At 64.7% G+C, this 21,148-nt stretch carries 17 protein-coding genes and 1 pseudogene; 10 read left to right on the forward strand and 8 right to left on the reverse strand.

Features of this window, described 5'->3' with window-relative positions; genetic code table 11:
* Positions 1-26 precede the first annotated feature (26 nt).
* Positions 27-512, forward strand: coding sequence for an S-ribosylhomocysteine lyase (locus tag AC1AUD_RS09305; RefSeq protein ID WP_476574069.1), 486 nt, complete (start codon positions 27-29; stop codon positions 510-512).
* 83 nt (positions 513-595) lie between these two features.
* Here the strand turns inward: AC1AUD_RS09305 and AC1AUD_RS09310 are convergent, their stop codons facing one another.
* Positions 596-1,930: a gluconate:H+ symporter gene (locus AC1AUD_RS09310; protein WP_476574070.1), complete on the reverse strand. Its 1,335-nt coding sequence runs from the start codon at positions 1,928-1,930 to the stop codon at positions 596-598.
* Between the two features lie 109 nt (positions 1,931-2,039).
* Positions 2,040-2,813, reverse strand: coding sequence for an SDR family NAD(P)-dependent oxidoreductase (locus tag AC1AUD_RS09315; protein ID WP_476574071.1), 774 nt, complete (start codon positions 2,811-2,813; stop codon positions 2,040-2,042).
* Between the two features lie 333 nt (positions 2,814-3,146).
* Here AC1AUD_RS09315 and AC1AUD_RS09320 point away from each other — a divergent pair, with 333 nt between their 5' ends.
* Positions 3,147-4,154, forward strand: a complete 1,008-nt coding sequence (locus AC1AUD_RS09320; RefSeq protein ID WP_476574072.1) for a LacI family DNA-binding transcriptional regulator — start codon at positions 3,147-3,149, stop codon at positions 4,152-4,154.
* Positions 4,155-4,257: 103 nt separating this feature from the next.
* Positions 4,258-4,794, forward strand: a complete 537-nt coding sequence (locus tag AC1AUD_RS09325; RefSeq protein WP_476574134.1) for an N-acetyltransferase — start codon at positions 4,258-4,260, stop codon at positions 4,792-4,794.
* Between the two features lie 35 nt (positions 4,795-4,829).
* Here the strand turns inward: AC1AUD_RS09325 and AC1AUD_RS09330 are convergent, their stop codons facing one another.
* Complete coding sequence (locus AC1AUD_RS09330; RefSeq protein WP_476574073.1) at positions 4,830-5,537, reverse strand: FadR/GntR family transcriptional regulator; 708 nt, start codon at positions 5,535-5,537, stop codon at positions 4,830-4,832.
* A gap of 180 nt (positions 5,538-5,717) precedes the next feature.
* Here AC1AUD_RS09330 and AC1AUD_RS09335 point away from each other — a divergent pair, with 180 nt between their 5' ends.
* From AC1AUD_RS09335 to AC1AUD_RS09365, 7 genes and pseudogenes are all read left to right on the forward strand, one after another.
* Positions 5,718-6,269: a gluconokinase gene (locus AC1AUD_RS09335; RefSeq protein ID WP_476574074.1), complete on the forward strand. Its 552-nt coding sequence runs from the start codon at positions 5,718-5,720 to the stop codon at positions 6,267-6,269.
* A gap of 44 nt (positions 6,270-6,313) precedes the next feature.
* Positions 6,314-7,645 (forward strand): GntP family permease, encoded by a 1,332-nt coding sequence (locus AC1AUD_RS09340; RefSeq protein WP_476574075.1) that lies wholly within the window; start codon positions 6,314-6,316, stop codon positions 7,643-7,645.
* Positions 7,646-7,722: 77 nt separating this feature from the next.
* Positions 7,723-8,616 (forward strand): annotated as a pseudogene (gene gnd / locus AC1AUD_RS09345) (phosphogluconate dehydrogenase (NAD(+)-dependent, decarboxylating)).
* Between the two features lie 99 nt (positions 8,617-8,715).
* Complete coding sequence (gene alr, locus AC1AUD_RS09350) at positions 8,716-10,065, forward strand: alanine racemase (RefSeq protein ID WP_476574076.1); 1,350 nt, start codon at positions 8,716-8,718, stop codon at positions 10,063-10,065.
* 145 nt (positions 10,066-10,210) lie between these two features.
* On the forward strand, positions 10,211-11,488 hold the full coding sequence (locus tag AC1AUD_RS09355; RefSeq protein WP_476574077.1) for a deoxyguanosinetriphosphate triphosphohydrolase: 1,278 nt from the start codon (positions 10,211-10,213) through the stop codon (positions 11,486-11,488).
* Positions 11,489-11,541: 53 nt separating this feature from the next.
* On the forward strand, positions 11,542-13,632 hold the full coding sequence (dnaG, locus tag AC1AUD_RS09360) for a DNA primase (RefSeq protein ID WP_476574078.1): 2,091 nt from the start codon (positions 11,542-11,544) through the stop codon (positions 13,630-13,632).
* A gap of 65 nt (positions 13,633-13,697) precedes the next feature.
* Positions 13,698-14,060: a hypothetical protein gene (locus AC1AUD_RS09365; protein WP_476574079.1), complete on the forward strand. Its 363-nt coding sequence runs from the start codon at positions 13,698-13,700 to the stop codon at positions 14,058-14,060.
* A 257-nt stretch (positions 14,061-14,317) separates the two neighbouring features.
* Here AC1AUD_RS09365 and phnX read toward each other — a convergent pair whose 3' ends face one another.
* The 5 genes from phnX to AC1AUD_RS09390 form a co-directional block, all read right to left on the reverse strand.
* A complete protein-coding gene (gene phnX / locus AC1AUD_RS09370) occupies positions 14,318-15,100 on the reverse strand; it encodes a phosphonoacetaldehyde hydrolase (protein ID WP_476574080.1) in 783 nt (260 codons plus the stop codon).
* A gap of 33 nt (positions 15,101-15,133) precedes the next feature.
* Entirely contained in the window at positions 15,134-16,342 is a 1,209-nt protein-coding gene (gene phnW, locus AC1AUD_RS09375; protein WP_476574081.1) for a 2-aminoethylphosphonate--pyruvate transaminase, read from the reverse strand.
* A 35-nt stretch (positions 16,343-16,377) separates the two neighbouring features.
* On the reverse strand, positions 16,378-19,332 hold the full coding sequence (locus AC1AUD_RS09380) for an ABC transporter permease subunit (protein WP_476574082.1): 2,955 nt from the start codon (positions 19,330-19,332) through the stop codon (positions 16,378-16,380).
* Position 19,333: 1 nt separating this feature from the next.
* Positions 19,334-20,116 (reverse strand): ABC transporter ATP-binding protein, encoded by a 783-nt coding sequence (locus tag AC1AUD_RS09385; protein ID WP_476574083.1) that lies wholly within the window; start codon positions 20,114-20,116, stop codon positions 19,334-19,336.
* A 158-nt stretch (positions 20,117-20,274) separates the two neighbouring features.
* On the reverse strand, positions 20,275-21,144 hold the full coding sequence (locus AC1AUD_RS09390; RefSeq protein WP_476574084.1) for a MurR/RpiR family transcriptional regulator: 870 nt from the start codon (positions 21,142-21,144) through the stop codon (positions 20,275-20,277).
* Between the last annotated feature and the right edge of the window lie 4 nt (positions 21,145-21,148).

Below are 21,148 nucleotides of genomic sequence, written 5' to 3' on the forward strand. Positions count from 1 at the left end.
ATATTCGTGAAGCAAGGAGGACCATCATGGCCGATAAACCGATTGTCGAATCATTTGAACTGGATCACACCGCGGTCAAGGCGCCGTATGTGCGCCTGATCGACACGGAGAAGGGGCCCAATGGCGACGTGATCTCCAACTTCGATCTGCGTCTTGTGCAGCCGAACGAGAACGCGATCCCCACCGGCGGCCTCCACACCATCGAACACACCATCGCCGTGCTGCTGCGCGAGCGCATCCCCGGATACATCGATTGCTCGCCGTTCGGCTGCCGCACCGGCTTCCATCTGCTCACCTGGGGCGAGCACTCCACCGAGGACGTGGCCCGCGCGCTCAAGGAATCGCTGGAATTCATCGCCAACGAGGCCACGTGGGACGACGTGCCCGGCACCACGATCAAGAGCTGCGGCAACTACCGTGACCACTCCCTGTTCACCGCCAAGCAGTGGTGCAAGGACATCCTCGCCGCCGGCATCAGCTCCGATCCCTTCGAGCGCAAGGTCGTCGACTGAGAGCACAGCGGGTTTACGCGAAGTCCCCTCCGCCATCCTCAAGCGATGGCGAAGGGGACTTCCGTTTCCGTAGGCGGTTCGGCTCACACGATCAGCGATAGTCCCAGCACCGAGAACAATCCCATCACGGACATCACCGTGGTGGCCGTCGTCCACGACAGGAAGGTTTCCTTGAGGCTCAGGCCGAAGTATTCCTTGATCATCCAGAAGCCGGCGTCGTTGACATGATCGGCGATCACGGAGCCGGCGCCCACGGCCAGCACCGCCAGCGCGGGATTGACGCCGGAGGCCGCGACCAGCGGCGCGACCAGGCCGGCGGCGGTCAGGGAGGCGACGGTCGCCGAACCCAGGCAGACGCGCAGCACGGCGGCCACAAGCCATGCGGCCAGCAGCGGAGAGATATTGATGTGTGTGAACAGGGAGGACACATAATCCGAGATGCCGCCGTCGACAAGCACCTGCTTGAAGGCGCCGCCGCCACCGATGATAAGCAGCATCATGGCGATGGTCTTGACGGATTCGACCATCGAGCCGGCGATCTGTGGCATCGTGCGCTTGCGGGCCAGACCCATCGACCACACGGCGAATAGCACCGAAGCCAGCATGGCGATGTCGGGCGCGCCGATGAATTGGATGGCTTCGTTGATGATGTTGCCCTCGGGCAGCGTGAACGAGCAAATCGTGGCGATGACGATGAGGATCACTGGCATCATGGCCGTGAGCACGGAGATGCCGAAGCCTGGGGTCTCGTCGTCCTTGAACTCCTTGAAGTCGCCGAGCACGGAGGAATCGACGTCGGCGTGGTAGAGGTCGGGGCGCACGCGGTGCAGCAGCAGATTGAACAGCGGTCCGGCGACGATGACGGTGGGGATGGAGACGATGAGGCCGTAGATCAGCACCTGCCCCATGTTCGCGCCGAGCGTTTCGGTGATGGCGGTGGGAGCCGGATGGGGCGGCAGGAAGGCGTGCGCCACGTTGAGCGTGATGGCCATGGGGATGCCGAGGAACATCAGCGGCATGTCGAGCTCGCGGGCGATGACGTAGATCAGCGGCAGCAGAACGACCAGACCGACTTCGAAGAAGAGGGCGAGGCCTACGATGAAGGAGGCCACGACCACGGCGATCTGGATATGCCTGCGCCCGAATCGGTTGATCAGCGTCATGGCGATGCGATGGCCGCCGCCGGAGTCAGAGACGAGCTTGCCGATCATGGAGCCGAATCCGAAGATGATGGCCAGGTGGCCAAGCTGGCCGCCGATGCCGGTTTCGATGGTGGTGGGGATCTGGTCGACCGGGATCCGCAGGGCGAGTGCGGTCAGCAGCGAGGTGACGATAAGCGCCAGGAAGGTGTTCATCTTGCACTTGACGATGAGCACGATGAGCACTGCGACGGCGCAGGCGACGATGAATAAAGGCATGATGTGGTTCTTTCGCGACGAGGATGCGAGGGATGTTGGCCCGTGCCCGCCGTCGTCGGTGACGGACGGGCGCGGGAATGAAGGAGAAGGGGATATTGAAGGCGCCGCGTCAGCGCAGCAGGTAGCCACCGTCCACGGGCAGCATGATGCCGTTGAGATAGTCGGAGGCCTTCGAGCACAGGAACACCATGGCGCCCATGAGCTCGCGCGGTTCGCCCCAGTGACCGGCCGGGATGTGTTCGCGGATCTCGACGCTGCGCACCGGATCCTCCTGCAGCGCCTTGGTCATCGGGGTGTTGATGTATCCGGGGGCCAGTGCGTTGACCTGCACGTTGTAGGGTGCGAGGGCGTCGGCGTAGGCGCGGGTCAGGCCCATGACCGCGTGCTTGCTGGCGGCGTAGGGGAAGATGAACTTGCCGGCGCGATAGGACTGCATCGAGCCGATGTTGACGATCTTGCCGCTGCCCTGCTTCATCATGACCTTGGCGACCTCGTGTGAGAGGTAGTAGAGGGCGTTGAGGTTGAGGTCGATGACGGCCTGCCAATCCTCGTCGGGGAAGTCGGCGAGCTCATGGCGACGCTGCATGCCGGCGTTGTTGATGAGCACGTCGACGCGGCCGAATTCCTCCATGGCCTTGTCGACGATGCGCTTGGCGGCGCCGGGCTCGGTGATGTCCTGCTCCATGAACACAACGCGGCGTCCGTTGGCCTCCACCTCGGCGCGGGTCTCCTCCCAGCCATCCTGATTGTAGGAGACGATGAACACGTCGGCGCCCACCTTGGAGACGGCCTGCGTGTAGTAGTGCCCGAGCCCGCTGGCACCGCCGGTGATGAGCACGGCCTTGTCGGTCAGGGCGAAGCTGTCGAGCGAGAATTCCTCCATGTTGGTCTCCTTTGCGTCGTTGCGTCGGTGTCGGTCCTGTTGAGACGGGGCACAGCGCTGTGTATATGCAATATCTGCAAGGTGTATCGATGCATCTTTAGTAACCAACTTCAATGGTGTATGAATTGGTGTATCGATACCCCTTGTGTGGGTCCAAGTGTACGGCTGACTTGAAAACAGCGCAAATTATGATGGCGAGGACGAAGGCTTACGCACTGGAATTCCAGCTGTTTCCCGGGTGTGATGCCGGCGTGTCGCGGTGATGGTGCATCGATTTCATTCGCGTGCCGAGCGTCGGATTACAATAGGGAGACCGCCGTGAAAGGAGGGGCCATGCCCGGGACAACCATCGCCGATATCGCCCGCGAGGCCGGGGTGTCGGTCACGACGGTTTCGCGCTTCATCAACGGCAACTACGGCAAGATGAGCGAGGCCACCAAGCTGCGTATCCAGGAGACGGTGCGTCGCCTCGACTACCGACCCAGCGCCTCCGCGCGACGCATGCGCCAAGGGAGCACCCATGTGGTCGGTGTGATCGTGGCCGATATCTCGAACGTATTCTCCTCGCTGCTGTTCAAGGGCATTGATGCGGAGCTGCGTCCGGCGGGATACGACGTCATGCTTATGAACTCCGACAATTCGCTTGATGAGGAGCGTGCCGGCATCGACCGGATGCTGTCGCAGCGGGTCGACGGTCTGGTGCTTCAGCCGAATGCCGCGGATTTCTCCGCATATCGCGCTGTGGTCGACGCGGGCGTGCCGATGGTGGTTGTGGACCGCGAGCCTGCGGGGCAGCCGGACTCGGTGCCGAAGGTCGTCTCCGACAACGTCGCCTCCTGCTATGCGTTGGGCGGGCATCTCGCCGACATGGGGTATGAGAATGTGGTGGCGGTCAGCCGTGTGCGCTCGCAGATCTCCGCGCAGGGTCGGCGCGTCGAAGGATTGCGGCATGCCTGCGAGGAGAGAGGAATGTTCCTGCTGCCGCTTGAGGTCGGCGGGCATGACGTCGCATGGCTGACCGGCGCGCTGCGGGTCGCGCTGTCCCATCTCAACGGCCGCACTGCGGTGGTCTCGCTGATGGGGCCGCTGCTGTTCGACCTGCTTGCGGCGCTGCGGGGATTGGGAATGATCTTCCCGGAGGACATCGGCTTGGTCAGCTATGATGACTGGGATTGGTCGCAGTATGTGCGCGACGGCATCTATCTGCTTGAGCAGGATCCGCAGGAACTGGGGCGTGCCGCGGCCCGCACACTGCTCGGCCGGATGAACGGCGGCGACGCCGGGGCGTCGCCCACGCGCATCAAGGTGCCCATCAACGTGGTCGAGTCTGCCTCGGTGTGACTGTCGCGCTTGTGACGTGCGCGTGGTAGGTTGGGCCGGCAGAGAATGCAGTGCATCCGAGAGAATTAGGACGAACCAAGTGCCAAGTCAAGCCCCCGCCGCGATGCCGGCTGCGAACCGGAATAAGCGCATGTTCCGCCACGCCACCATGCGTGATTTCGCGCAGATGGAGGCCAACTATGAGCATGCCCGGCAGCTGATGGCCGCCAATGGCAACCCTACCCAGTGGGGAAACACTTTCCCCCGGCCTGAGGTTGTGCGTGACGACATCGCCAACCAGCGCACGATGCTGCTTGTCGATCACGCAGGTCCCGGTGGGCGCGAGCGTATCCTGGCCCAGTTCGCGCTGTGCCCGGGCGAGGATCCGACTTACAAGACCATTGATGGGGCGTGGCTCGATGACGATGCCTATGTGACGATTCACCGCATCGCGGCCTCCGGGCTCGTGCATCATGCGGCGCGTGACTGCATCAAGTGGGCGCTCAAGCATTACGGCAATGTGCGCGCCGACACGCATCCCAACAACAAGGCCATGCAGCATGTCTTGGAATCCTCCGGCTTCGCCCGCTGCGGCCTCATCCAACTTCTCGACCGTCCCACCGACACCACCCGCATCGCCTATCAAAGACATGAATGGTGATTGGAGGGCAATTCCCAAAGGGAATTGCCCTCCAATCAGCCGCGGATAGCCTCGCCCACTTCATCCACGATCCCCTGCATCGCGGCGTAGGCTTTCTCCGCCTCACCGCGCCATATCGCCTCGGCAACCGCGACATGCGCGGCCATCGCCTCGGGGCGGGGCTGGCGGGGATACATATTGATCTCCACGCGTCCGCGCAGCACGGTGGCCACGGTGTCGGCGAAGGCGGCGAAGAGTTCGTTGCCGCAGCTGCGCAGGATCAGCGTATGGAATTCGATGTCTGTTTCGTGGAATTCGTCGAGTCGCCCGTTCTCGCCGGCGTCCTTCATCTTGAGCGCCATCACTGGCAGTTTCGCCTTGTCGTCCAGATTCGCGCGTGTGGCGGCGAGTCTTGCGGCCGCCGGTTCGATGCACAGGCGCAGCTCGGTGAGCGATATGAGTTCCTGCCGGCGTTGGGTGGAGTGTAGCTTCCAGGTGATGACCTGCGGGTTGAGGGCCTGCCAGTCGGCAGGGGAGCGGGGGATAAGCCCCACGCGCCGTCGGATTTCGATGGCTTGCGCCGCTTCCAACAGCCGGGCTGCCTCGCGCGCCACAGTGCGCGACACTCCGAAATCGGCCTGGATATCCTCCAGGGTTTTGGGTGCGTCCGTCTGCCAGCGCCCGTCGATGATATCGATGGCAAGGCTATTGGCCACGGGTTCGTGCATATGCCCGTTGTCTGGCGTCAGGTGTTCGGCTGTCATGTGAATCAGACTATCAATTTCCTTGCGACACGCCGATTTTCATTAAAGATACTCTTTTTGATTTGACAAGGAGTCATAAAATTGTTTATCGTATTCTTCAACGACGGTGGATGACGTAGTTGATATCCGCCGCCAACAGCAAGTTCCAATAGGCAACGAAGCAGAAACAGGAGCACCCCAATGGGAAACAAGCACACGCATGTCGTGGTCATGGGCGTCGCAGGCTGCGGCAAATCCACCGTGGTCGATGCCGTCCGCGACCGCCTGGGCTATGAAAAGGCGGAAGGCGACGACTTCCATCCCAAGGCCAATATCGACAAGATGAGCGCGGGCATTCCGCTGACCGACGAGGACCGCTGGCCCTGGCTGCGGACCATCGACGAGTGGATGGCCGCCCGCGACGCCGAGGGCAAGGACACCATCGTGTGCTGCTCGGCCCTCAAGCGCGCCTACCGCGATGTGTTGCGCGCGCATGTGCCGGTGTTCTTCGTGCATATGGTCGGCTCGCAGGAGCTCATCCGCGGACGCATGGAGGCACGCAAGGACCATTTCATGCCGCCCTCGCTGCTGCCCAGCCAGTTCGCCATCCTGGAGCCGCTTGAAGCCGATGAACCCGGCATCGAGGTATCCATCGAAGGTGACGTCGAGACGATGGTCGAACGCGCCATCGCCGCGATCGAAGAGTATGCGGCCCGCGATGAGGCGCAGCTGCCCCAAGTTCAGAACGCCTGACCAAACAAAACACCTACGCATATCGGTTTCAAAGGAGAACCACCATGCAACTCATCATCGCCGCCATCATCGGCATCGCGGCCATCGTCGTGTTCATCGCGGCGCTTAAGCTGCACCCCTTCCTCTCCCTGCTGCTCGGCTCATTCATCATGGCCGTGTGCGCGGGCGTGCCCTACGACGAAGCCATCGACAGCTTCACCTCGGGCGCCGGCTCCACCTTCTCCGGCGTCGGCCTGCTCATCGCGTTCGGCGCGATCATCGGCACCATCCTGTTCGCCTCCGGCGGCGCGGACGTGATCGTCGACACGATCATGGACAAGACCCCGCTGCAGCGGCTGCCGTGGGCCATGGCCCTCATCGCCTTCATCGTCGGCATCCCGATGTTCTTCGAGGTCGGCGTCGTCCTCCTCATCCCGGTGGTGCTCTTCGCCACCCGCCGCGCCCATATGAAGGTCATGCTCATCGCGATCCCGGCGCTCGCCGGCCTGTCCACGCTGCACGCCTTCGTGCCGCCGCACCCCGGTCCGCTCGCCGCCATCGACTCGATCCACGCGAACCTCGGCGTGACCCTCGGCCTCGGCCTGCTCGTCGCCATCCCGACCGTCATCATCTCCGGCCCGCTGCTGGGCAAGCTCATGGCGCGCTGGGTGCCGATCATGGCCCCCGAGAACGAGGCCGAGGCCGACGCTCCGCGCGACGCCTCGAACCGCCCCACCTTCGGCCAGGCCATCGCCGTGATCCTGTGCCCGGTCGTACTCATGCTCGCCGCCTCCGTCGTGGACCTGACCGGCGCGAACACCTCCACCCAGTGGGGCCGCGCGATCGCCTTCATCGGCGAGCCGCTCACCGCGCTGTTCCTCACCGCCGTGCTGGCAATGATCCTGCTCGGCTTCATGCAGAAGACCACGCGCGACGGCGTCAACGGCATGGTCGGCAAATCCTTCAGCACCGTCGCCGGCATCATCCTCATCGTGGCCGCGGGCGGCGGCTTCAAGCAGACGCTCGTCGACTCCGGCATCGGCGACGTGATCGCCCACGGCATCACCGAATCCGCCATGAATCCGCTCTTCGCGGGCTGGCTTGTCGCCGTGCTCATCCGCCTGGCCACCGGCTCGGCCACCGTCGCCACCGTCACCGCGGCCGGCATCATGGTGCCGCTGACCGCCGGCATGAGCCCCACGCATCTCGCGCTACTGGTGCTCGCCATCGGCGCCGGCTCCGTGTTCTTCTCCCACCTCAACGACGCCGGCTTCTGGCTCGTCAAGGAATACTTCGGCATGACCGTGGGCCAGACCCTCAAGACCTGGTCCCTGATGGAGACCGTGCTCTCCGTGACCGGCCTCGTGTTCACGCTGCTGCTGTCGCTGGTGCTCTGACGCGCCCTGCTGCTCCTACTTTCCAGACACATTCACATCAGATACGTAACGAATCACATTGATTAAAGGAGATCACTATGCACATCGGAATGATTGGACTGGGCCGCATGGGCGGCAATATGGTCAAGCGTCTGCGCGACGGCGGGCATGCCGTCGTCGGCTACGACATGAGCCCCGAATCCGGCCGTGACGTCGACTCGCTCGAGGCGTTGGTCGCCGCGCTTCCCGCGCCACGCGTCGTATGGGTGATGGTGCCCTCCGGCGCGCCCACCGACTAGACCGTCACGGCGTTGGGCGACCTGCTCGAGCCCGGCGACATCGTGGTCGACGGCGGCAACTCGCGCTACACCGACGACCCGCGCCACGCGGCCGAACTTGCCGAACATGGCATCGACTTCCTCGACTGCGGCGTCTCCGGCGGCGTGTGGGGCGCCGAGCGCGGCTATGCGCTGATGCTCGGCGGCGACAAGGCCGTCTATGAGCGGATCCTTCCCCTGCTCGAGACGCTTAAGCCCGAAGGGGACTACGGCCTGGTGCTGGCCGGCCCCGTCGGCGGCGGGCACTTCGCCAAGATGGTTCACAATGGCATCGAATACGGCATGATGCAGGCCTTCGGCGAGGGCTTCGCCACGATGATGCGCTCCGAGCTCATCGACAACCCGGCGGCGACGATGGTCTCGTGGAGAAGCGGCTCGGTCGTGGCCTCCTGGCTGCTCGACCTCTTCGAGAACGCCACGGCCGACGACCCCGAGCTCAAGGGCGTGCCGGCCGTGGCCAACGAATCCGGCGAGGCCCGCTGGATGGTCGAGGCCGCGCTCGAGCTCGGCGTGCCGACCCCCGCCACCGCGGCGGCCCTGTACACGCGCCAGACCTCGCGCGGCGGCTCGGACGACGTGCTGCGCGTCGTGACGGCCATGCGCGCCCAGTTCGGCGGGCATGTCACCGAAACCGATAAGATCGCCACGCACTAAAGCGCATAATCATCGGATATAGGACCGAAAATGGCCATTTTCAGCCATTTCCGGTCCTATTTTCTTCGTTGTGACCATGCCCTTCCTACAATGGGGGCCATGACGTTGAACGCAGCACCTGCAATCGAATTCTCCTCACCCCAAGGCAAAGCCAACTACGAAGCGGCCTGCCGCCGATATCCGGCGCAGGCGATCGTCGATCTCAGGGCGCTTCGCGACAATATGCGTCAACTGGTTGCTCGCGTCGGCTCCGGCACCGCGGTGATGGGCGTGGTCAAGGCCGATGCCTACGGACATGGCCTGCTGCCCGCGGCCCTCGCCGCGCTCGCCGGTGGCGCCACCTGGCTTGGCACCGCGCAATCGCATGAGGCGCTGCTGCTGCGCCAGCTCGGCATCGGCCCGGACCGCGCGCGCATCCTCACCTGGGTCTACAACGGCACGGCCGTGCCCTTCGATGAACTGATCGAAGCCGACATCGATGTGTCGGTCGGCTCACTCGACGGCATCGACGCGCTTGCGGCCGCCGCGCGAAAGGCCGGCAAACCCGCCCGCGTGCATGTCAAGGTGGACACCGGATTCGGCCGCAATGGCTTCACCCCGGCCGTCTTCGACGCGGCGCTCGCCAAACTGACGCAGCTGGCCAAGGAAGGAGTCATCGAGGTCATCGGTCAGTGGAGTCACCTCGCCGTGGCCGACAGCCCCGACGTGCCGGAATTCGTCGCCTCCACCGACCGGCAGGTCGCGTCCTTCCATGAGTTCACCCGCCGCATGGAGGCCGCCGGCATCCCGCCGAAGATTCGCCATCTGGCGAACACCGCGGCCACGCTCGACCGCCCGGAGATCCATTTCGAACTCACCCGCCCCGGCGTGGGCCTCTACGGCTACGAGCCCGACCCGGCCATGGGCGTGCCCGGCGACTACAAGCTCACCCCGGCCATGACGCTGCAGGCCCAGCTGGGCACGGTCAAGGACGTCGAGGCCGGTCACGGCATCTCCTACGGACGCACCTATCTGACCCCCGACTCCACGTCCACGGCCATCGTGCCGCTCGGCTATGCCGATGGCATCCACCGCTCCGCCTCCGGCTTCGATATGGAGGGTGCCAAGCATGTCGAGAAGCCCGGCGGCCCCGTGCGTGTGATGACCACGGAAGGCCCGCGCCTGTTCCATGTGTCGGGCCGCGTGTGCATGGACCAGTTCATCCTCGACCTGCATGGCTCGGCCGCCGAACTGGGCGTGCACGAGGGAGACACGGTCGAGCTGTTCGGCCCGGGGCGCGGCGAGGACTTCGCCGAACCCACCGCCGACGACTGGGCGCGCGCCGCCGACACCATCAGCTACGAGATCTTCACCTGCCTGCGCAACCGCATCCCGCGCCTCTATATGCATGCGCCCGAGGTGCTGGGGGCCGACGACCTCAGGCGGCTCGACCCGGCGAGCATCCTGTGACCAGCCAACGTCGGCCGTTGGCGGCGTCGGTCGGTTGCGCTGCTGAGGCAACGCTCCTATGACGTGCTGAACCGGTTCGCCGACAGCATGCCCGCGCCCCGATGGATACCATGGGATACGTGGGATCGTCGATGGGAGGAAGACGATGGGCGAATACGAGCGCATCCCGACGAACGCCGGATACGAACCACGCGACGAGGAACGCTGGGCCGCCGAACCTCCCAAATCCAAGTCGCGCACGGCCTTCGAACGTGACCGCGCGCGGCTCATCCACTCCTCGGCCCTGCGCCGGCTTGGCGCGAAAAGCCAGGTGCTGGTCGCCGGCACCGACGACTTCGCGCGCACCCGCCTGACCCACACCCTTGAGGTCGCCCAGATCGGCCGTCAGATCGGCGCGATGCTCGGCTGCGACCCCGACGTCGTCGACTGCGCCTGCCTCGCCCATGACCTCGGCCACCCGCCCTTCGGCCACAACGGGGAGAAGGCCTTGGCGACCATCGCCTCCGGCATCGGCGGATTCGAAGGCAACGCGCAGACCCTGCGTATCCTTACCCGGCTCGAACCCAAGGTATTCCACGAGGACGGCCGTTCCGCCGGCGTCAACCTGACGCGCGCCTCCCTTGACGCCGCGGTCAAATACCCCTGGACCCTCGCCGAGGCCGCCAAGCATCCCAAGGGGGAGCGCAGCGCGAAATTCTGCGTCTATCCGGACGACGAACCCGTCTTCCGTTGGCTCAAGCAGGGCGCTCCCGCCGAAACCAAGCCGATGGAATGCCAGGTCATGGACCTCTCCGATGACATCGCCTATTCGGTCCACGATGTCGAGGACGCCATCGCCACCGGTGCCTTCAATCCGATCGCATTGACGGACACGCGCATCGTCGACCAGATCGTCGAGCAGACGCGCGCATGGTATGGCCTCAAATGGGATGCCGACCGCTTGGTCGCCGCGCTTGAACGCCTGCAACGTGAACGGCTGTTTCCCGGCCATTTCAATGGCTCCAGGCAAGCCTTGGCACAGCTCAAGAACATCACCTCGACGCTGATCGGGCGTTTCGCCGTCTCCGTGGAACGCGCCACGCGCACGGCCTACGGCACCGGCCCGTTGACCCGGTATTCAGCCAATGTCGTCATCCCCGAGAAGACGAACTACGAGATCGTGGCGCTGAAGGGCATCGCCGTGCACTTCGTCATGGCGCCGCGCGAACGCGAGCCCTTCCATCAGGAGGAGCTCAGGATCGTCGAGGACCTGATCGACGTGCTGATGGCCGAGGCGCCGCGGGCCTCCGACGTGCTGGAAAGCCAGTTCCTCGCCGATTGGAACGAGGCGACGAACGATGACGAACGCCTGCGCGTCGCCATCGACCAGGTCGCCTCGCTGACCGACGGCTCGGCGCTCGCCCTCCACTCGATTCTGTGCTAACGATTCTGTGCTGACGGTCCCGCGCCGAACGCCGTGGAGTAAGCTAAGTCCCTATGGCCGGAATGATCACGAAGGAAGACATCGAGAAGGTGCGCGCCGCCGCGGACCTGTATGACATCGTCTCCGCTTCCGTGACGCTGAAACCCTCCGGCACCGGCACCTTCGTCGGCCTCTGCCCCTTCCATGACGAGAAAACCGGCAGCTTCAACGTGCGCCCGGCGCTCGGCGTGTGGCATTGCTTCGGCTGCGGCCTGGGCGGCGACGTGTTCAAATTCGTCGAGCAAGCCGAGAACATCGACTTCCGCGAGGCCGTGGAGCTGCTCGCCGACAGATACCATATCGAGCTGCATTACGAGAACGCGGGCAACGCCCGCCCGGAGCACGCCGGCTCCCGCCGCGCGCGTTTGCTTGAGGCGAACGAGGAGGCGCAGCGATATTTCGTCTCCCAGATCATGACCAAGGAGGCGCTCGCCGCGCGCAAGCTGCTCGGCGGCCGCACCTTCACCCAGGCGGATTGCGAACGCTTCGGCTGCGGATACGCGCCGCAGGGCTGGGACAATCTGGTGCGCCATCTGGCGAACAAAGGCTTCACGCAGCAGGAGATGCTCGACGCGGGGCTCGCGCGGCAGGGACAGCGCGGCGTATACGACTATTTCCGCGGGCGCGTGACCTGGCCGATCCGAGACTCGACCGGCCGCACGCTCGGTTTCGGCGCGCGCAAACTCTATGACGACGACCAGATCGCCGCGAAATACATCAACACCCCCGACACGCAGCTCTATCGCAAGACGCAGGTGCTCTACGGCATCGATCTGGCGAAGGCCGCGATCGTCAAGAAACGCCAGTGCGTGATCGTCGAGGGGTACACCGATGTGATGGCCATGCATTTGGCGGGCGTGGACACGGCCATCGCCACCTGCGGCACGGCCTTCGGCGCGGAGCATGCCAAGATCGTGCGTCGGCTCATCGCCGACGATTCGCTGGGCGCGGTGCAGCTGGTCGGCCCGCTCAAGGTCGAGGGACAACCGCTGAGCTCGCGCATCGTGTTCACCTTCGACGGCGACGCCGCCGGGCAGAAGGCCGCGCTACACGCCTTCGGCCTCGATTCGGCGTTCCTGAGCCAGACCTTCGTGGCCGTGGCCGACGACAACCTCGACCCGTGTGATCTGAGGATCGAACGCGGCGACGCGGCCGTGACCTCGCTGGTCGAGCACGCCAAGCCGCTCTATGACTTCGTGATCGACACGGCGATCAACCGCTTCGACACCACGCTGACCACCGGGCAGATGGGGGCGGTCAAGGCCTCCGCGCCGCTGATCGCGCAGATCCGTGACCGTTCGTTGCTTGACATCTACACGCGCAAGGCCACGCGCCGCATCGGCGTGGACCTCGACATCATGCGCCGCGAGGTCTCCGCCGCGCGCCGCCGGCTCAACGTGCGCGAGGATGATGCCTACGCCCCGCGCCGCCGCTTTCAGGCTCCCGAGGCCCCGCGCGTCGAACCGGGGCGCAATCCCTATGCCGATCCCGCCTCCCGCAAGGCATTGGAGCGTCGCGACGCCGCCGAGCAGACCTATCATCAGATCGACGACGCTGTGTTCATCGCCGAACAGCAATTCATGGCCACGCTGATCCAGATCCCGCGCGCCGTGAACCGCGACTGGTTCAACCAGCTGACGTTGTCCAATTTCATGACCCCGGTGTTCCGCACGCTGTTCCAAGCCGTCGCGGCCGCCGGGGGACTGCCCGCCGACGACACGCCCCAAGGCCTGTGGATGCATAATCTGACCAAGGCCGGCGGTCCGATGCTCGAGTCGACGATCAACGAGCTGGCCGTGATGCCGCTGCCGTTGCCGGCCGCGACGTCCGCGGGCGATGCGGCCGCTTCGGGCGCTGGCGTCAGTGCGGGTGCTGGCACGGGTGCCGCGGCGCTGCGCCCCGCCACCGATGCCGAGCGGCAATACGCCACCGAATTGCTCGTCAAGCTGCTCGACATGGGCTATATGCGCAAAATCGGTGCCGCCAAGCGCAGAATGGCCATGCTTCCCGACGGCAAGGAGAAGCTTGATTTGCTGGGCCAGATCACCGGCATGGAAACCGCCCGCAAAGACCTTGCCGCCCACGTCTACAACAACATCGGCTAGGAGCACGTGTCCAGTGCGGATGTGCCGCGGAACCGCGCACGCTCCGCGTCGGTTAAGCTGGTGGCATGAACAAGCAGATGTTCGAACCATGGAACAAGGCCGTGCTGCCGTATGTCTTCGCGCTGGCATTGGCGGATTATGTGATGGCGGCGCTGTTCGGCTTCATCGTCAGGGTGAATCCCGACGCGGCGTTCATGATGGTGCTCTACTGCTTCTACTTCGGTCTGCCCGTGGTCGCGCTGATCATCGGCGCGGTGCACGGCGTCCGGCGAGGTGTTTTCAGCATCGCGTTGGTCGTGCTGGCCGCGGTGCTGTTCATTCCGGTGATCATGACCATGATGAACTCAAGCGCTTGGATGTTCCCCGTCTTCTATGCCGCCGCCTTCGCCGTTGGCAACGCCGGTGCGCTGTTTTTCAGACGCCGGTGATTAATGTGTTGCGCGCCGGGACATGTCCGGCGTAACAGTTGGCGGATTATGCCAACAGTTGGCGGTCTCTGCGCCATATCGGGTGCTGAAACATTGTTTTTTCAATGGCCGATACGCCAATGACCCGCCAACTGTTGGCATAATCCGCCAACTGTTGCAACAAGATGGTTTTTCATGACCTCATGTGGGCTTGGTCATGTGGGCTTGGACGGCATACGGCTAGTTGTGTGGTAGCCGGCCAAAACCACTCAAATGGCCTAGGCGAGCTGGGCGAGCAACGCCGGTAGCTGGGCCATGCGGTCGATGATCGCATCGGCGCCGGCCTCGACGAAGGCCGCGCGGGCCGCGTCACGCGCCGCCTGCCGCGCCTCGGGGGCAAGCGCCTCGAACTCGGCTTCGGACATGCCCATCTGCGAGCTGCCCTCCGTCACGCCGATGGTGAAGCATCCGGCGTTCTTGCCTTCCTTGATGTCGGAGATGGTGTCCCCGACCTTGGCCACACGGCGCACGTCGGCCAGCCCCAGCGCCCTCATGTTCTCGAAGATCATATAGGGATACGGCCGCCCGTGGCCATCCACGCCGTCGGGACTGATCCAGAAGTCCGGCGCGTAGCCCTGTTCGGCGGCGCGCGGCACGACGATCTCCATCATCGCGTCCGTGTATCCGGTGGTGGAGCCGATTTTGAGGCCTATCTCGCGCAGCGCAGCCACGGCCTCGACCACGCCCGGCTTCGGCGCGGCGAACCCATCGAGGATGGACAGCAGCTTCGGCTCGAAATGCGCATACACCGCGTCCACATCCGCATCGGTGGGAGCGGCGCCATGCGCATCCTCCCAAGCGCGGGCGATGCGATTCATATGCAGCATTGTGTTGATGTGGTCATGCTTGAGCATGCCCATCGGCTTGCGGGTCTCATCCATGGTCGGCTCGACCCCGAACTCGCGGAAGGCCTCCACGAAGGCCTGCACGGGGGCGAAGCAGCCATAGTCGACTGTGGTGCCGGCCCAGTCGAAGATCACGGCATCGAAACGGTTGGTCATTGTCAGTCCTTTCCTTGCAATGGTAAGCGCGGCTCAGTCCGCCAGCTTCACGCCCGCCGGGGCCTGGGCCAGGACCGCGGCGCCGGCCTTGTCCATGGCCGCGACGGCTGCGGCGAAGTCTGCGCTGCCGCAGGAGGCTTCGAGCAGTCCGCGCTCGGCCATGTATTCGGCGAAGAGCTCGGTGACGCGCTCGATGTCGGCGACATAGATCTCGCCGATGTTGCCGAGGCGGAAGGTCTCCTCGTCGGTGAGCTTGCCCGGGTAGATCGCATATCCGCGCGCCTTGATGAAGGCATACATGTCGGCGAAATCGAAGGACACGCCTTCCGGATAGAGGAAGGTCGTGATGATCGGTCCCTGATGGTCGGCCAGATAGGTCGAGAATCCCAGCGCCTTCATGCGTGCGATCAGCAGTTGGTTATTGAGCGCGTAGCGTCCGGCGCGGGCCTTGAGCCCGCCCTCGGCTTTCATCTCCGAGAGCGCCTGATGGAAGGCGAGCACCACATGGGTGGGGGAGGTGTAGCGCCATTTGCCGTCGCCGTCCTCGAGGCCGCGCCACTGGTCGTAGAGATCGAGCGAGAGGCTGCGCGCCTTGCCCTTGGACGCTTCGAGCGCCGCCTTGTTTGCGATGATGAAGCTGAAGCCCGGTACGCCCTGGATGCACTTGTTGGCCGAGGAGACGAGGAAATCGATGCCCCACGCCTCGACGGGGATGTCCACGCCGCCGAAGGAGCTCATCGCGTCGACTATGAAGGTCTTGCCGTGGGCCTTGACGACCTTCGCCACGGCCTTGATGTCGTTCAGCAGACCGGAGGTGGTCTCCGAATGGATCATCGAGACATGTGTGATCGTCGGGTCCTCCTCGAGGATCGCCTCGACCTTCGCCGCGTCGGGAATGCGGTTGTAGGGCTCGGCATACTGGCGGTAGGCCACGCCGGCATGCTCGCAGATCTTCACCTGACGGTCGCCGTAGGCGCCGTTCGTGCACAGCAGCACCTTCTCGCCTTCGCCGACCACGGAGGTGATCACGCTTTCGACGCCGAAGGTGCCGGAGCCCTGCATCAGCACCGCCGTGTAGGTTTCGGGCGAGCACTGGGCGAGCTCGACGAGCTGCTTGCGGATGTCCTGCGTGATGGCTTTGTAATCGTCGTCCCAGGTGCAGTGGTCGAAGAGCATCTGCTCCTTGACCGTGCGCGTGGTGGTCAGCGGTCCGGGGGTGAGGAGCTTGTATTCGGTGGACATTGTGGTTCCTTTCTGGGTTGGGTTTGGAAGATGGATTACCGCGCGCTGCGTTTGCATTGCTCGGAGAAGTCCTGGTGGTGTTGGAGGAGATCGACGGTGAGGGGCTTGGCGAAGGTTTTCGGATACGCCGCGCCGTTGGCCCTGGCGTGTTCGCCGCGGTAGAGAGGGGTCGGGTAGGTCTCGAGCAGTTCCTTGCGACCTTGGTCGATGATGGCGGCGGCCATGCGCTGCGCCTTGGGATTGGTGTCCCGACCCTTGTCAAGCACGGCCACCGATTCGGTCAGCGAATAATTGCCTTCGGTCGGGTCGATCACGTCGATCGGCAACCCGTCGGCCTTGTCGGCCATGGCCTGGTGGCGCAGGCCGAAGCCGATCGCCACCTCGCCGGACCGCACGGATTTCAAGGGCCCGGAGCCGGACTGCTCGAGATGCGGACCGGCGTTGCGGTAGATGCCGGTGAGCACGTCGCGCGCCTCGCGGCCGGCGCCATAGGCGCCGATCACGGCCTGCACCATCAGCCAGCCGGTCGACGAGCCCTCCATATCGGGCACGGAGATCAATCCGGCGTATTCCGGCTTGGCCAGATCCTTGAGACTGGTCGGCCGGGGCGCGCCCGCGGCCTTGAGCGCGGTGGTGTTGACCATGATCGCGCCCTCCTGGGCCGTGGTCGGCCGCCGCCAGGCAGGGGCCTTCGTGTTCTGCGAGTCGCCGAGCAGCCGGGACTGCACCTCGGTGAGGTCGGCGAACATATGGTTGCGCTGCTGTGCCGAATCGATGTAATACGAGCTCATCGTGAGCACATCCGCCTCGAGCGCCCGGTCTTCGGCGAGCATCTTGCCGCCGAGCTCCGAAGTGCCGAAGGATTGGATGATGTATTGATGCGCGAATCCGCTGTCGTCCAGCGCGTGCTGGAAGGCCGCCACGGCCTCGTCATCGGCATTCGTGTAGATCACCACCTGTCCGTCGGCCGAGGCGGTCGATGTGGTGGCGCCGAAGCCGAAGGCCACCAACAGCACGGCCAGCACCGCCGAAAGGCCCGCCGTGAAGCGGTTGCGCAGGCGGCGGTTGCCGTGGGTCGGCAGCGGGTAATCGGCCGAACCGGTGGAGGCCGCCTGCTCGATGGCTAGGCTCCGGTCATCCTCGCGCACTGCGACGCGGGCCACCGCGACCTGCGCGCCGGAAGGCACCGTGGCGGCCGGCACTCCGCCGAAAGCATCTCGCATCGCGCCGCCCAGCGCACGCAGCCAAGCGGGCGTCGCGGCCGTCGCCCTAGCCGCCGCCGGCACCGCACGCCGCTCGCGCGTCAGCCAGGCGACCAGGCCCTTGACCGCGAGGTTCGTCACGAGGATCAGCAGCGAGAGCGCGAAGATCTCGTCGAATTTCGCCACATGCTGCAGGGCGGAGATCTTCGTGGTGATGACCTGCGTGCGGGCGCCGGTCAGGAACACCACCGCCGAGATCGTCACCATCGCGTTGACGAAGTAATATCCGAACACCTGCAGAATCGTCGGCAGCGCGTTGGGCGTGACCACGCGCACGATGGTCTTGAGCCAGCTGTCGCCCATGAGCCGCGCCGTGGTCTCCCACGAGCCGTTCATCTTCGTGAGTGAATCCTTGATCATCTGATAGGGCGTGGCGAAATAATGCACGACATTCGCGGCGATGAGGATCCAGAACGTGTTCTGCAGGCTCGAACCGGAGAAGGCGAAGAGAAAGGCGATGCCGAGCACCATGCCGGGCACGGTGTTGATCACCGCCGACACCGCGTCCACCAACCGCTTGGCCCATGCCGGCAGCTTGGAACGCGAGGTGACCAGTCCGGCCGCATAGGCGAACAGGCATCCCACGATGGCGGTCATCACGGCCACATACAGCGAGTTCGCGAACACCGAGACGAGTTCGGCGTCGGTGAACAGCGCCGCGATATGCGCGAAGGTGGGCGTGACGTCGAATGGCCAGGAGCCGACGAAGGGAATCAGAACGATCACCGCGAACAGGCTCAGCACGCACGCCAGCACGACGACCGAGGCAACGGAGCACAGCGCGTCGCGCCGGCGCCCGGCCGGCAGCTCGACCTGCGAGACCTTGGCGTATCGGATCGAGAAGCGTTCCAGCACCGTCATCAGGATGATCGAGATGATCGAGGGAACGAGCATGAACACGGCGATGACGGCGCCGCGGTTGAAATTCGGGATCGAACCGAGCATCTGGTTGAACAGCGTCATCGCCAGCACGTCGTACTGCCCGCCCACCGAGGTCGGGATGCCGTAATCGGTGAAGGCGAGGAAGAACGACTGGATGAAGGCGACGGCCATCGTGCCGATGAGCGGGCGCACGCAGCAGGTCAGGAAGGTGCGCGCGGGGGAGTCTCCCATCACATGCGAGACGATGATGAATTTCCTGTCGACGAAGCGGAAGCTGTTGTCGATGAGCAGGAAGCAGGTCGGCAGCGTGTAGACCACATAGCCGATGAGCAGGCCGTTGAACCCGTAGATATCGAAGGGCTGATGGCCGCCCAGCAGCCGCGTGATGAGACCCTGCCGGCCGAAGGAATAGATGATGGCGAAGCCGTAGGTGATGGTCGGCAGCAGCATCGGCACCTGCGTGAGCAGACGGATGACCTTGCGAAGCCCGGAGGGCGCATTCGTGCAATTCACCGTATACGCCAGCAGGAAGGCCAGCAGCACGGCGACCAGCGCGGAGGCGGCCGAGACCTTCAGCGAGTTGAACACCGAGGTCGCGAATTCCGGGCGCTGCAGCACCGCCGCGTAATTGGACAGCGTCGCGGCGGTGCCGTCGCCGGTGGAGAAGGAGCGGATGACGACCAGAGCCATCGGCACGACGAGGAAGGCCGCGAAGGCGAGGGCCACCACGGTCAGCAGCGCCCACAGCTCGGTCTGCCTGGCCGCGCGCGGGCGGCGTTCGTAGTTGACGGTTTCGGGGCGGATATACGGCAGTTGGTTGCGCGCGAGGATGGATTCGACCGACATATCAGGCCGCCTTGCCTTGGGGTTCGTCGCCCATGCCGTCGGCTCCGCGGAACAGCGAGTAGATATTGTTGCGCTTGGTTTCGAGCTGGCGCAGGATGAAGGTGCGCACGAAATCGCTCGCCGGATGCTTGATGATGTCGGCCGGCGCGCCATATTGCGCGATCCGCCCTTGGTTCAAAATCAGCACGCGGTCGCTCATCGTGCACGCTTCCTCCGGATCGTGCGTGACCATGATGGTCGTCAGGCCGTATTGGTCGACGATCTGGCGGATCTTCGCCTTGATCGACTCCTTGATCACGCCGTCGAGCGCGGCCAGCGGCTCGTCGAGCAGCAGCAGGCGCGGCTTCATCACCAGCGTGCGGGCCAGCGCCACGCGCTGCTTCTGCCCGCCCGACAGTTCGTCAATCCGCTTGTCCAAGTGCTCCTCGAGCCCCAGCAGCGAGATCATCTCGCGGATCTCCGCCTCGGAGCTCACGCCCGGATGGTTGCGCAGGCCATAGGTGATGTTCTCGTAGGCGTTGAGATTGGGGAAGAGGGCGTAGTCCTGGAACACGATGTTGAAGCCGCGTCGTTCCATCGGCACATGCGTGAGGTCCTCGCCGTCGAAGAGGATGTTCCCCCTCGTCGCAGCGGTGATGCCGAGGATGATGTTGAGCAGCGTGGTCTTGCCGCCGCCGGAGGGGCCGAGGATCGACATGATCCGGCCGCTCTCCAATTCCAGGCTGATGCCGTTCAGCACAGGCGTGCCGTCGAACGACTTGGTGATGTCCTTCAGTTCGAGCATATTCCGCGATTCCTTGCATCCGTGGGCGGGTCTGTCCCCGGCCCGTTTCCATCCTCGTCCCGTCGTGGGGCGGGGCGGACCGGGCATGGGGAAAGCTTCGGGAAGTCAAGGTGAACAGCTACGGAAACTACATGGAGGAGATGTAGAAACGTAGTCCGTCAGCTGGCGAGGTCGCGGTCGCGCACCATGCGCCCGGATTCGTCGAGCGCCGTGGAGAAGCGTCCGTAGTCGGTCAGAATCACGCCCATGTAGACCATGTCGACGAGCGCGGCGTCGGCCACGCGCGAGAAGATCGCGTTGCCGTGGATCTCATGGCGTCCGCCTCCGGTGAACAGCGTCACGTCGGCCACGGCCGCCAGCGGCGAGCCGGCGGTGGCGGTCACCGCGAGCACATGCGCGCCCGCCGCCTTCGCCGCGCGCGCCGAACGCACCGTGTCGACCGAGGAACCCGAATGCGACAACGCGATCGCCACGTCCTGCCCGCTCAGATGTCCCGCGCCGATGCGCTGCAGATAGGCGTCGGTGTCGAGCCGGCATGCCAGCCCCAGATACGTGAGCTTGGCGTAGAGGTCGGTGGCCGGCGCCATCGAGTTCTCCACCGCGAGGATGTCGATGAGACGGGCGTCCGCCAGCAGCGCGCACACCCTGCGGAAGGCCTTCGCGTCGATGCCGCGGCGCAGTTCCTCGATGAGTCCGGCGGCGTTGGCGGCCGCCTTGTCGGGCATGGCGTCTGGGTCGTCCCATGGGTTGAGGTCGAAGCCCTCCAGAGGGTCGAAGACGGCGTCGCGCTCGGCGCCCGGATGGCGCAGCACGTAGCGCAGCTCGCGGTATCCGCCGAAGCCGAGCTTGCGGGCGAATCGGATGACCGTAGGCTCGCTGACATGCGCGGCGGCGGCCATCTGCCCCACGGTCAGGTCAGCCGCCTCGTCGAGATGCCCTCGCACGAAGCGCGCCACCGCCCGCTCCGCCGGTCTGAGCGTGGCATACACATGGTCGATGCGTTCCCCTATGCCGGCGGCGCTGCGCATGGTC

It is taken from the genome of Bifidobacterium sp. LH_730, from assembly GCF_056355835.1.